Source organism: Methylobacterium sp. B1 (assembly GCF_000333255.1).
Classification (GTDB): Bacteria; Pseudomonadota; Alphaproteobacteria; order Rhizobiales; family Beijerinckiaceae; genus Methylobacterium; species Methylobacterium fujisawaense.
Genome location: NZ_BACT01000992.1, coordinates 1 through 12,580, shown reverse-complemented (window position 1 = coordinate 12,580; position 12,580 = coordinate 1). Strand labels below are relative to the sequence as shown.

Genomic DNA, 12,580 nt, shown 5'->3' with positions numbered 1-12,580 from the left:
GCAGACCCCCGTAGCGCGCCCTCGCGTCGACAGATGACTTACGCGGCCCTCGAAGCCGTGCTGCGGCTCTATCTGTATCCCGAGCGGCTGCGTGCGGAGCTGCCGACCCTGCGGCTCCTCACCCGCGAGCGGGACGCGATCGCCGCACAGGCCGAGCGCCTCGCCCCCGCGGTGGCGGAGCGGCTCGCCGGCCGGGCCACGGTCTCGGTCGCCGACTGCATCAGCCAGATCGGATCCGGCGCCCTGCCGGTGGAGACGCTTCCCAGCGCCGCCCTGGTCCTGACGCCGAACGCCCCGGGGGGACGGGGCGGCGGCGGACGGTGCCGGCGGCTCGCCGAGGATCTGCGCCGGCTTCCGGTGCCGGTGATCGGCCGCATCAGCGACGAGGCCGTCCGCCTCGACCTCCGGACCCTGGAGGACGAGGCCGGCTTCCTCGCCGCCCTGGCGGCGCTGACGCGCGCCGAAGACGGGCGACGAACCACATAGGGTTGTTGAGAGAACGGATCACACGTCTGGATCTTGCGCGCCGGCATCCCGTGTTATGGTATAATGACGGACCTGCGGTCGCGGTCGAGAGTGGCGGTGCGTGGACCGCGATGGGCGAACGATATGGCGTATATTGCCGATACGGCTGAGGCGGAGCCGGAGACGGATCCGCTGCTTCTCGATAACCAGCTTTGCTACGCGCTCTATGCTGCCGCGCATCGAATGACCAAGTCGTACCGGCCCCTGCTCGAGCGGCTCGGACTGACATACCCGCAATATCTGGTCCTGCTGGTGCTGTGGGAGCAGGACGGCGTCACCGTATCGGAGATCGGCCGGCGCCTGCGTCTGGATTCCGGCACGCTGACACCGGTGCTGAAGCGCCTGGAGAACGCGGGCTTCCTGCTCCGGACCCGCCGCCAGTCCGACGAGCGCGAGGTCGAGATCGCCCTGACGCCCGAGGGCGCCGCTTTGCGCGCCGACGCGGTCTCCGTCCGCGAGAGCGTGATGTGCCAGCTCGAACTCAGCGAGCCGGAGATCCGCGCCCTCCGCAAGGATCTCAGCCTCGTCATCGAGCGGCTCAGCGTGAGCGACTGAGGCGCCCTCGGAGCCGCGATGAGCCGCTTGCGCCGGCGCCGGAGCGATCGGCCTCACCGCCGCAGGCGGTTGCCCAGGACGAAGCCGTAGAGCCCCATCAGGATGATGCCGACGCCGCCCTCGATGCCGACCAGCAGGTTGGTGACGCGGCCGGTGGGCTTGAGGCCGATCTCCGGCGGGTTGGCGGTCATCATGTTGAGCGCGCTGTAGCTCAGGAGGTCGAGGGGATTGTAGGTCGGCCCCGCCTCCGGCCCCTCCAGGATGAACAGGCCGCCGGTGAGCCCGAAGAGGCCCGCGAACACCACGATCAGCAGGGCGAAGGCCCGGGCGATGCGCGACAGGCTCTCGCCGTAATCGCACAGCCACTCGACGAAGCGGTCCGCGGTCCAGCGATAGCCGTGCCGCAGGAAACCGGCCCCGTCCCGGGCGCCCCAGGCGGCGCGGGCCTGCTGGCCGGCATGGAAGCGGCCCATCCGCCGGCCGCGCTTGTAGGCCCAGCTCGCCGCGTCGTGGCTTCCGATGCTCTTCCAGTTCTGCTCCAGCGCGAGGTAGCTCGCCTGGGCGGCCTCGTAGGCGCCGGCCACCTCCTCGCCCACCGCCCCGCCGAGCTGCTCCACGCTCATCCGCGTTCCGTTGAGCCAGGCGCCGGCGAAGCGGGCATGCCGCAGGCGGCAGGTGCCGAGGTTCAGCCGCACGAGGTCGGTGTCCGAGAGATCCGCGCCCGAGAGATCGGCACCGTCGAGCTTCGCCCCGGTGAAATGCGCCCCCCGCAGCCGCGAGCCGGCAAGCGACGCCTTGGTCAGGCTCGCCTCGGCGAAATCCGCATGGGTCAGGTTGGCGTCGGCGAGCTTGGCCTCGTCGAGACGCGCCCCGCGGAAGACCGTGTCGTCCGCATCCGCCCCGGAGAAATCCGCCCCCCAGAGGTCGGCCTCGGCGAAATCGGTCCCGTCCAGGAGGGCGCCGGAAAGGTCGGCGAAGCGCATCGCGGCGTGCCCGAAGCGGGCATCCTCCAGCATCGCCCCGGCGAACTTCACCTGACCGGCGACGATGCCGGTGAAGTCCGCCCCCGAGAGGTCGGCCTCGGACAGGTCGGCCTCCTCCAGGATCGCGCCGGTGAAGCGCGTCGAGCGTCCGACGGCGCCGGCGAGGCGTGCCCGGCGCAGGTTGGCGCCGGAGAGGTCGGCCTGCTCCATGCGGGCGCGGGACAGGTCCGCACCGGCCAGCGCCAATCCGCCCGACTCGACGTCCGTGCCGATGCCGGCGTCCGGCTGTGCGGCGAGCGCGTCCGGCCCGGCGCTCAGTTGCGACAGGTCCGCGCCTGGCTCATGCAGGGGCGCCCCGCCGGCGATCCGGTCGAGGAGGGCGCGCAGCCGCGACTCCACCGGAGCGTCCGGTCGTGCATCGGGTGGGGTCGCTTGGTCCATGGTCGTTCCTTGCCGGAACGCGCGACCGGACGCCAGACACGACGCTCACGGGCCCTGGGTCGCGGCCGCCACCCGCACGGCGATCGCCTTGGCGGCCGGCGTCTTGGACTGCTCGTCATGGTGCCAGAGCGGCAGCAGCACGTTCAGCTCCGGATAATACCCGGCGCAGTTGCCCTCCGGGATGTCGTAGGCCACCACGCGCAGGCCGCCGACGCGCCGCGGCACTTGGTCCTCGGCCTCGGTCTCCACGGCGACGGTGAGGCCGTCCCTCAGCCCCAGCCGGGCGATGTCCCGCCGGTTCATGAACAGCACGTCGCGGGTGCCCTTCACCCCGCGGAAGCGGTCGTCGTAGCCGTAGACCGTGGTGTTGAACTGATCGTTCGACCGCAGGGTGATCAGGTCGAGCACGTCCGGGCCGCGGGCTGGAAGGTCCGGATCGGCCTCGAGGCCCTCGGGGACCGCGAAATTCGCCTTCCCGGTCTCGGTCTCCCACTTGCGGTCGCGGGCGCCCAGCGGTTTCAGCAGGCCGCCGGGCTGGAACATCCGACCGTTCAGGTCGTGGAACACGCTCGGGTAGGTCGCTTCGATCGCGTCGCGCACCCGCGCGTAATCGGCGACCCAGGCATCCCAGTCGATGCGGGGATTCGGCGGCAGGGTCGCCTTGGCGATCTCCGCCACGATCCAGGGTTCGGCGCGCACATGCGGACCGACCGGATCGGCCACCCCCCGCGAGCCATGGAACTGCGCGGTGGAGCTCTCGATCGACACGGCCTGCGGGCCGCTCGCCTGCCGGTCGATCTCGATCCGGCCGAGGCACGGCAGGATGTAGGCGACGGCGCCGTTCACGAGGTGGGAGCGGTTGAGCTTGGTCGAGACCTGCACCGTGAGCCGTTGCCGGCGCCAGGCCGGCTCCATCCGGCCGGTATCGGGGATCGCCCGCAGGAAGTTGCCGCCAAGCCCGATGAACGCCTTCACGCGTCCATCGAGGAGACCCTCGCAGGTCTCCACCGTGTTGAGCCCCTTCTCCCGCGGCGGCTCGAAGTCGTAGAGTTCCTTCAGCCGGTCGAGCGGTGCCAGTTCGGGCTTCTCGGTGATGCCGACGGTGCGCTGGCCCTGCACGTTCGAGTGGCCCCGCACCGGGCAGATCCCGGCGCCGGGCTTTCCGATATTGCCGCGCAGAAGCAGCAGGTTGACGAGCATCCGGACGGTCTCGGTGCCCTTGCGGTGCTGGGTCAGGCCCATCCCGTAGATGCCGATCACCGCCTTCGCGCGGGCGTAGACGCCGGCGGCCGCCTCCAGCGCCGTCCGGGTCAGGCCGGAGCGCCGCTCCAGGGCGGCCCAATCCTGCCCGTCGCAGAAGCGGACGAAGGCCTCGAAGCCGTGGGTGTGCTCGGTGATGAAGGCGCGATCGAGGACCCCCGGCCGGCCGGCGGCGTCCGCCGCCCGGTCGAGGGCGAGCAGCGCCTTGCATAGGCCGGTGAGCGCCGCGAGATCCCCGCCGGCTTTCACTTGGTGATACTGCGTCGAAATCTTGGTGGAGGAGCGCGTCAGCATCTCCACCGGCGATTGCGGGTCGGTGAAGCGCTCCAGCCCGCGTTCCCGGAGGGGGTTGAAGGTGATGATCTGGGCCCCCCGGCGCCGCGCCTCCTGGAGTGGGTGCAGCATCCGCGGCGAATTCGACCCGACATTCTGGCCGAAGAAGAAGATCAGATCGGTGGTCTCGAAGTCCTCCAGCAGCACCGTGCCCACCGGGGCGCCGATCGATTGCGGCAGCGCCACCGAGGTCGGCTCGTGGCACATGTTGGAGGAATCCGGCAGGTTGTTGTTGCCGTAGAGCCGGGCGAGCAGCGCCCACATGTAGCTGGTCTCGAGGGAGGCCCGTCCCGAGGCGTAGAACACCACCGATTTCGGGTCCTGCGCGCGCAGGTCCTTCAGCTCCCGGCCGATCTCCGCGAGGGCCTCCGCCCAGGCGACGGGCCGGTAGCGGTCCGTCTCCGGATCGTACCGCATCGGATGGGTAAGGCGTCCCTGCTCTTCGAGGGCGTAGTCGCTCCAGCCGAGGAGTTCGGTCACCGTGTGTTCGGCGAAGAAGTCCGGGGTCGCCCGCCGCCGCGTCTGCTCCCAGGCGGTCGCCTTGGCGCCGTTCTCGCAATACTCGAAGGCGAGGGGCTTGGCGGGCTTCGCCCAGGCGCAGGACGTGCACATGTAGCCGTCCGGCTTGTTCTGCTTCAGCAGCATCGCCGAGCCGGTGATCGGCACGCCCTCACGGGTCAGGATCTCGACGAGGGAGCGGGCCGAGCCCCAGCCGCCCGCCGGGCCGTCATAGGGCTCGATCCGGACGTCGTCGGTCTTCTGATCGGCCATGCCGTCCTCCCATCCGGCGCATCGATCACCGGACGAAGGGAACGCACGAGGGAGCGAATGGGATCACGGGCGCGTCACCGCGTTCTTGAACGGCTTTCCTTGCCGATGGCGCGGATCTAACGTCGACGTGCGGACCGACCGCCGGAGGAGGAAACCATGGCCAGCGTCGACGTCGAGATGGTGAAGTGTGCGTGCCAGGATTGCGTCTGCGTGATTCCGGTCTCCAAGGCCGTGTCGCGGGACGGCAAGGCCTATTGCTGCGACGACTGCGCGGACGGCCACAAGAATCACGCCGGCTGCGAGCACGCCGGCTGCGCCTGCCACGGCTAGGGCCGCTCGCAATCGCGCTGCGACGGTCTGGAGAAGGCATCTTTGGTCGAGACAGCCGCGACGCGCCCCCTCTCCCGTGCGGGAGAGGGTTGGGGTGAGGGATCAGGTCTTTCCGGAAAGCTCTCGCCCCTCACCCTGTCCTCCTCCCACACGGGAGAGGGGACCCGCGCCTCGCTCGGCGCGGGCTCGGCTGTCGTCATCCTGCCGACCTGATCGGCAGCGGCTCTGCGTCTGTGCCCGACCTCGCGGTCAGGAGACCGCCGCGAGCTTGTCGGCCATCGACTGGTCCTTGTCGCGGCGCGTCGAGAAGATCAGCGTGAAGAAGGTCCGCTGGACGCCGAGTTCTGCGAGCTTCGCCTCGCATCGCTCGGCCAGCGCGCAAATCTCCGACAGCTCACCCTCGATGTTCGTGCCGTTGGGATGCATCGTGGCGGTGAGCCCGCTCGCCTCGATGATGTCCTTGATCGCCCGGACGTAGGGCGAGACCGACGGGCCGACGCCCATCGGCACGATGCAGAGGTCGGCCGAAACTTTCATGGTGCCTGCCTGATCCGGGGGAAGCGGCCCCGCACGGTTCTGCGACCGGACGCGAGGCGGGCCGGCAGGCTATCGCCGGCCGCATCGACTTTCCAGGGCGCTGCCGAGCCGGCCGTCACGCCTCGCCGGTTTCGAGCGCGGCGGCGCGCACGGAAGGCAGGCACGGATTGGCATTGTCGGTGCGCCACGCGAGCCACAGCTCCGGCCCGGTCGTGGCGGGCAGGGCGATCGGCCGGAGCCGGATATCGGCCATGCTGTTGCCCCGGGCACTGCCCGGCACCAGCGCGACGCCGATGCCCGCGCCGACGAGCGCCAGCATCGCGTGGACCTGATTCACCCGCTGCACGATCCGCGGCTGCACGCCCCCGGCCTCGAACAGCCTGTCGAGGAGGTCGATGAAGTAGCGGCCACCCCGGGGCGACCACGTCACGAAGGCCTCGCCGTCGAGATCCCGCAGGGTCGGGGTGCGGGCGGTCGCCAGGCGGTGTCCGCGCGGGACCGCGAGCAGCAGCCGTTCCCGTGCGAGCGGCGCCGTCGCGATCGCGGATTTCGGATCCTGCAGGACCGGACTTGGCCGCAGGATCGCGAGATCGGTGCGGTTCTCGCCCAAAGCCAGGATCTGCTCGTCCGAGACCATCTCTTCCAGCACGAGGTCGACCTCGGGCAGGGTCCGGCGGACATGGGCGACGACCTGGGGCAGCGTCCGGTAGGCCGAGGCGGCGGTGAAGCTGAGGCGCAGCACCCCGCTCTCGCCCCGGTCGGCGCGCTGCGTGATGCGCGCGGCGTTCTCGGCCGCCGCCAGCACCCGGTGGGCCTCCGCCAGGAAGGTCCGGCCCGCCGGGGTCAGGCGCACCGCCCGGGTGGTCCGCTCGAGCAGCGTCACGCCCAGCGTCTGCTCCAGCATCTGGATCTGCCGCGACAGGGGCGACTGGGTCAGGTTCAGCCGTGCCGCGGCCCGGCCGAAATGCATCTCCTCGGCGACGGCGATGAAACTGCGGGCGTGACCGAGATCGAACATTGATGCAGGATCCGGGATAATCCAGCCAAAATCAACGTTGGACGCATCGAAAGCCTGCGCCTAACCCCGGACGCGACACCGAACGGTGCGCATCAGGGAGAGGAATCGATGGCGCGGATGACCCCGGCCGAGATGGCGCGCGTGTTGGGCTCCGGCCTGCTGTCCTTCCCGGTCACCCATTTCCGCGACGATCTCGGCTTCGACGAGACCGCCTATCGGGACAATCTCGGGCGGCTGGCCGACTACAAGGTCTCGGGCCTGTTCGCGGCCGGCGGCACCGGCGAGTTCTTCTCGCTGACGCCCGCCGAGATCGACCGGGTCCTGCGCGCCGCCGTCGCGGAGACCCGCGGCCGCACGCCGGTCATCGCCCCCGCCGGCCAGGGCACCGCCCTGGCGGTCGAGATGGCCCGGGCCGCCGAGGCCGCCGGCGCGGACGGGATCCTGCTGCTGCCGCCCTACCTCGTCGGCTCCGAGCAGGCCGGTCTCGCCGCCCATATCGAGGCGGTCTGCCGCGCGACCTCTCTCGGGATCATCGTCTACAACCGCGCCAACGCCCAGCTCAACGAGCAGACGCTCGCCGGCCTGTGCGAGCGCTGCCCGAACCTCGTCGGCTTCAAGGACGGCGTCGGCGATGTCGAGCTGATGACCCGGATCTACGCCGCTTTGGGCGACCGCCTGACCTATGTCGGCGGCCTGCCCACCGCCGAGACTTTCGCGCTGCCGTATCTGGAGATGGGCGTCACCACCTACTCCTCGGCGATCTTCAACTTCCTGCCCGAATGGGCGCTGTCCTTCTACGACAGCGTGCGCCGCCGGGACCGCGACGCCGTCTACCGGGAGCTGCGCGACTTCGTCCTCCCCTACATCGCGATCCGCAACCGCAAGCGCGGCTACGCGGTCTCGATCGTCAAGGCGGGGATGAGCGCCGTCGGCCGCCACGCCGGCCCGGTCCGGCCGCCGCTGACCGAATTGGACGCGGCCGAGCGCGCCGAGCTGACGGCGCTGATCGGCGACCGCCGCTGAGCCCCCACGAGACGACCAACGACAGACCCGCCGAGCCAACGGCGGCCACGACCCGCCTCCTGGATCAACCGGGCGGCGACGAGCCAGGGAGAACGTCCATGAGTGCCAGTTCGAGCGGCGCGGCGAGCACCCTGCTCGACGCCGCCGATGCGGGTCGCCGCACCCGCGTCCGCCTGCTGATCGTCGCGATGCTGTTCGCCGCCACCACGATCAACTACGCCGACCGCGCGACCATCTCGATCGCCGGACCCGACATGGCCAAGGAACTCGGCCTGTCCCCGGTCCAGATGGGCTACGTCTTCTCAGCCTTCGCGTGGTCCTACGTTCTGGCCCAGATTCCGGGCGGCTGGCTCCTCGACCGCTACAGCGTCAAATGGGTCTACGCCGCCGCCGTGGCCCTCTGGTCCGGCTTCACCCTGGTCCAGGGAGCCGTCGGCTTCTTCTCCGGCCTCACCGCCGTGGTGCTGCTGTTCGCCCTACGGCTCGCCGTCGGCCTCACCGAGGCGCCGGTCTTCCCCGCCAATGCCCGGATCGTCGCCGCGTGGTTCCCGACCCGGGAGCGCGGCATGGCCTCGGCGTTCTTCAACTCGGCGCAGTACTTCGCCACTGTGCTGTTCACGCCGCTGATGGCGTGGATCGTCCACAATTTCGGCTGGCACCACGTCTTCACCAGCATGGGCCTGCTCGGCCTCGCCTTCGCGGTAGTGTGGCTGCGCGTCGTCGACAGCCCGAAGAACCACCCGTCCATGAATCAGGCGGAGCGGGACTACATCGAGGCCGGCGGCGCGCTGCTCGACATGGACGGGCAGAGCCGGACCAGGCAGGCCGATGCCGGCCGGACGCTGCGCCAGCTGCTCGCCAACCGCATGCTGCTCGGCATCTATATCGGCCAGTACTGCATCACCGTGCTGACCTACTTCTTCCTGACGTGGTTCCCGGTCTACCTCGTCAAGGAGCGCGGCCTGTCGATCCTCCAGGCCGGCTTCGCCGCGGTGCTGCCGGCGCTCTGCGGCTTCATCGGCGGCATCCTCGGGGGCGTGATCTCCGACCTGCTCCTGCGCCGCGGCTTTTCCCTGACGGCGGCCCGCAAGATCCCGATCGTCGGCGGCATGCTGCTGTCGATGAGCATCATCGGCTGCAACTACGTCCAGGCGGATGCCCTCGTGGTCGGGCTGATGGCGCTCGCCTTCTTCGGCAAGGGCATCGGCGCGCTCGGCTGGGCGGTCGTCGCCGACACCTCCCCGCGGGAGAGCGGCGGCCTTTCGGGCGGCCTGTTCAACACCTTCGGCAACACCGCCGGCATCACCACGCCGATCGCCATCGGCTACATCGTCCAGAGCACGGGCTCGTTCAACGGCGCCCTGGTCTTCGTGGGCCTGAACGCCCTCGTCGCCTGCTTCTGTTACCTCGTGGTGGTCGGCGAGATCCGCCGCGTCGAGCTGAAGGCCCACTGACCCGCGGGCCGGACCGGCCCCGTTCCGAACCCGCCCCGCGCCCGGCTCAGGCCGGCCGGGGATCTTCGAGGAGGACGCCATGCCGAACGACAGCCGTCATGCCGCGCGCAACACGCCCACCGTGACCGAGATGAAGGTCGTGCCGGTCGCCGGCCACGACAGCATGCTCCTCAACCTCTCGGGCGCGCACGGCCCGTACTTCACCCGCAACCTCGTGATCCTCACGGACTCCACCGGCGCCACCGGCCTCGGCGAAGTCCCCGGCGGCGAGGGCATCCGCAAGACCCTGGAGGATGCCCGGGACCTCGTGGTCGGGCAGCCGCTCGGCGCCTGGAACGCGGTGCTGAACGCCATGCGGACGCGCTTCGCGGACCGCGATTCCGGCGGGCGCGGGCTGCAGACCTTCGACCTGCGCATAACTATCCACGCGGTGACGGCGGTCGAATCCGCCTTCCTCGACTTGCTCGGCCAGTACCTCGACGTGCCGGTGGCCGCCCTCCTGGGCGAGGGCCAGCAGCGCGACGCCGTCGAGATGCTGGGCTACCTGTTCTACGTCGGCGACCGCACCCGCACCGATCTCGATTATCGCGCGCCGACCGCCCGCGACGGATGGTTCCGCCTGCGCGACGAGGAGGCGCTGACACCGGAGGCCGTGGCCCGGCTCGCCGAGGCCGCCTACGACCGGTACGGCTTCAACGATTTCAAGCTGAAGGGCGGCGTGCTGCGGGGCGAGGATGAGATCGCCGCCGTCACCGCGATCCACGCGCGCTTCCCCAAGGCGCGGGTGACGCTGGACCCGAACGGCGCATGGTCCCTCGACGAGGCGATCCGCCTCTGCAAGGGCCAGGGCCACGTCCTGGCCTACGCGGAGGATCCCTGCGGCGCCGAGGGCGGGTTCTCGGGCCGCGAGATCATGGCCGAGTTCCGCCGCGCCACCGGCCTGCCCACCGCCACCAACATGATCGCCACCGACTGGCGGCAGATGAACCACGCGATCCAGCTCGGCGCCGTCGACATCCCGCTCGCCGACCCGCATTTCTGGACGCTCGCCGGCTCGGTCCGGGTGGCCCAGCTGTGCCGCGACCACGGCCTGACCTGGGGCTCGCATTCGAACAACCATTTCGACGTGTCGCTCGCCATGTTCACCCACGTGGCCGCGGCGGCCCCGGGCAACGTCACGGCGATCGACACCCACTGGATCTGGCAGGACGGCGAGCGCCTGACCAAGGAGCCGCTGGCGATCCGCGGCGGCCTCGTGCGGGTGCCGGAGCGGCCGGGCCTCGGCATCGAGCTCGACATGGCGGCGGTGGAGGAGGCGCACGCCCTCTACCGCGACCACGGCCTCGGCGCCCGCGACGACGCGGCCGCCATGCAGTTCCTGATCCCCGGCTGGAGCTTCGACAACAAGAAGCCCTGCCTGGTCCGCTGAAGCCCGGCCCGGGCCCGCGCCGTCAGACGCGCGAGCTCGGGCGGTAGAACGGCTCGTGCCGCGATGGGTCGATGTAATCGGCGTAGAAGCGCCGCGCGTGGGGCAGCAGCGCCTTCGAGAGCTGGCGCCGCTCGACCTCGTCGTCCGACAGCGCCCGCGAAAGGTCGTCGTGGAGCGCCTTCAGGGCGGCGTCGCGGTCGACCCGGGTGAAGCGCCCGTCGGCGTAGAGCACCTCGCCCTCGCACAGCACCGTGGTGACGCCCCCGGTCTTGGCCCGCTGGATCACCGCGTCGAGGAGCGGCGTCTCCGGGTCGAGATACGGGTAGGCGATCTGGTCCCAGTCGATCAGGACGAGGTCGGCGCCCTTGCCGACCTCGATCGTGCCCAGGCTGTCGCTGTAGGGCGTGGTGCGGGCGCCGCCGACGGTCGCCATCCGCAGCACCTGCGCCATGCTCGGCACGTCGGCCTCGTCCATGCCGGGCACCCGGTGGGCGCGCAGCACGAGGCGCATCTCCTGGAGCATGTCGCGGTCGTCGTTGATGCCGGCCTCGTCGAGGCCGATCGCCGTGTTGATCCCCTTCGCCTCGAACCGGTTGAGCGCCGCCACGCCGGAGCGCAGCCGGAAATTCGACGAGCAGTTGTGACAGATGCAGGTGCCGGTCGCCGCGACCCGGTCGATGTCGGATTCGTTGAGCCAGACGCCGTGGCCGAGCGTGAGGCGGGGCCCCAGCATGCCGAACCGATCGAGATACTCGACGGCGGTGCCGCCGCCGCGCCGCTCCGCGTAGGCCTTCTGGTAGGCGGTCTCGACGAGGTGCATGTGCATCGGCACGTCGTAGGATTCGGACAGGCCGGCGAGCCCTTCGAGGGCCGCGTCGGAGCACCAGTGGAGGTTGGCGGGCGCGAGCTGGATCTTGGACCGCGACGCCCCGGCCTGTCCGGCATGCAGGCTGCGGAACAGGGAGAAGTTGTCCTCCAGGGACATCTGGAAGCGCTCGAACCAGCGCTTCATCGGGTCCTGCAGCGGCGCCGGCAGGCTCGCCACGAAATCCAAGTCGGCCTGATAGACGAGGCGGTTCTGGTCGCGGACCGCGAAGCAGTACGAAACCCGCATGCCGATGTCGCGATAGGCGCGCAGCACCTCGTTGGAGCGCGCCTCGACCTCCTCCAGGCTGCCGGGCATCCAGCCGTGGATATGCTGGACCGTGGTGATCCCGGAGCCGACCATCTCGAAGGCCGAGTACAGGGTGTCGAGGTAGAGGTTCAGGTTGCGCGCCACCATCCGGGTGACGAACCACAGTTCCAGCGGCATGTCGGGGGAGCCGAGCTGCACCGGCGTGAGGCCGACATGGTGGTGGCCGTTGACGAAGCCCGGCAGCAGGATCTCGCGGCCGGAGCCGATCACGGGGGCGTCGGGATAGCGGGCGTGCAGGTCCGCGTAGGTGCCGACCGCCGCGATGATCCCGTCCGTCTGCAGCACCGCCCCGTCGACGATCTCCTCCCAGCGATCGTGGTCGAGGGTGCGGGTGATCATCCGCCGGCTGCGGATCAGCGATGTGGCCATGGTTGGGTCCGTCTTGCTTGGGAGAGGGTTCAGACGAGCGCTTCCTGCTCGGCGAAGGCCCGGTCGACCTCGTCGCGCAGGAGCTCGGTGAGATGCCGCCGCAGCGCCTCGGCCTCGGGGGAGAACGGGTCGCGCGGGCGGGGCAGGTCGTTGCGGACGATCGTCTTGATCCGCCCCGGTCGCGCGGTGAACACCACCACCCGGTCGGCCAGCGCCACCGCTTCGTCGATGTGGTGGGTCACGAACAGCACCGAGGCGCCGCTGTAGCGCCAGACGTCGAGCAGGAAGTCCTGCATCTTCTGGCGAATGTGGACGTCGAGGGCCGCGAAGGGCTCGTCCATCAGCAGGACCTCGGGC

Annotated in this window: 10 protein-coding genes and 2 pseudogenes; 6 read left to right on the top strand and 6 right to left on the bottom strand. The window is 70.4% G+C overall.

Annotated features, from left to right (window positions below; translation table 11 throughout):
* Both I53_RS27640 and I53_RS27635 read left to right on the top strand, forming a co-directional pair.
* Positions 1 to 486: pseudogene (locus I53_RS27640) on the top strand (L-seryl-tRNA(Sec) selenium transferase); the annotation flags it as partial.
* A 123-nt stretch (positions 487 to 609) separates the two neighbouring features.
* Complete coding sequence (locus I53_RS27635) at positions 610 to 1,080, top strand: MarR family winged helix-turn-helix transcriptional regulator (RefSeq protein ID WP_043357030.1); 471 nt, start codon at positions 610 to 612, stop codon at positions 1,078 to 1,080.
* Positions 1,081 to 1,133: 53 nt separating this feature from the next.
* On the opposite strand, the gene I53_RS27630 is transcribed toward I53_RS27635, so the two are convergent.
* Entirely contained in the window at positions 1,134 to 2,504 is a 1,371-nt protein-coding gene (locus tag I53_RS27630) for a pentapeptide repeat-containing protein (RefSeq protein WP_043357028.1), read from the bottom strand.
* Between the two features lie 45 nt (positions 2,505 to 2,549).
* Entirely contained in the window at positions 2,550 to 4,868 is a 2,319-nt protein-coding gene (locus tag I53_RS27625; protein ID WP_043357026.1) for an FdhF/YdeP family oxidoreductase, read from the bottom strand.
* 156 nt (positions 4,869 to 5,024) lie between these two features.
* Here I53_RS27625 and I53_RS27620 point away from each other — a divergent pair, with 156 nt between their 5' ends.
* The gene (locus tag I53_RS27620) at positions 5,025 to 5,198 is read left to right on the top strand and encodes a metallothionein (RefSeq protein WP_043357024.1); all 174 of its coding nucleotides are present in this window, start codon (positions 5,025 to 5,027) and stop codon (positions 5,196 to 5,198) included.
* Between the two features lie 249 nt (positions 5,199 to 5,447).
* Here I53_RS27620 and I53_RS27615 read toward each other — a convergent pair whose 3' ends face one another.
* Together I53_RS27615 and I53_RS27610 are read right to left on the bottom strand one after the other, a co-directional pair.
* Entirely contained in the window at positions 5,448 to 5,735 is a 288-nt protein-coding gene (locus I53_RS27615; protein ID WP_043357022.1) for an MTH1187 family thiamine-binding protein, read from the bottom strand.
* Positions 5,736 to 5,850: 115 nt separating this feature from the next.
* Positions 5,851 to 6,753, bottom strand: coding sequence for a LysR substrate-binding domain-containing protein (locus I53_RS27610; RefSeq protein ID WP_043357021.1), 903 nt, complete (start codon positions 6,751 to 6,753; stop codon positions 5,851 to 5,853).
* A gap of 108 nt (positions 6,754 to 6,861) precedes the next feature.
* On the opposite strand from I53_RS27610, the gene kdgD reads away from it, so the two are divergent.
* From kdgD to gudD, 3 genes are all read left to right on the top strand, one after another.
* A complete protein-coding gene (kdgD, locus tag I53_RS27605; protein ID WP_043357019.1) occupies positions 6,862 to 7,776 on the top strand; it encodes a 5-dehydro-4-deoxyglucarate dehydratase in 915 nt (304 codons plus the stop codon).
* Positions 7,777 to 7,874: 98 nt separating this feature from the next.
* Positions 7,875 to 9,230 carry an MFS transporter gene (locus I53_RS27600; protein ID WP_043357017.1) on the top strand — a complete coding sequence of 452 codons (1,356 nt, stop codon included), beginning with the start codon at positions 7,875 to 7,877 and terminating at the stop codon, positions 9,228 to 9,230.
* A gap of 79 nt (positions 9,231 to 9,309) precedes the next feature.
* Positions 9,310 to 10,659, top strand: coding sequence for a glucarate dehydratase (gudD, locus tag I53_RS27595; protein WP_043357015.1), 1,350 nt, complete (start codon positions 9,310 to 9,312; stop codon positions 10,657 to 10,659).
* A gap of 22 nt (positions 10,660 to 10,681) precedes the next feature.
* Here the strand turns inward: gudD and I53_RS27590 are convergent, their stop codons facing one another.
* Together I53_RS27590 and I53_RS27585 are read right to left on the bottom strand one after the other, a co-directional pair.
* On the bottom strand, positions 10,682 to 12,223 hold the full coding sequence (locus I53_RS27590) for an amidohydrolase family protein (RefSeq protein ID WP_043357013.1): 1,542 nt from the start codon (positions 12,221 to 12,223) through the stop codon (positions 10,682 to 10,684).
* A 29-nt stretch (positions 12,224 to 12,252) separates the two neighbouring features.
* Positions 12,253 to 12,580, bottom strand: a pseudogene (locus tag I53_RS27585) (ABC transporter ATP-binding protein); the annotation flags it as partial.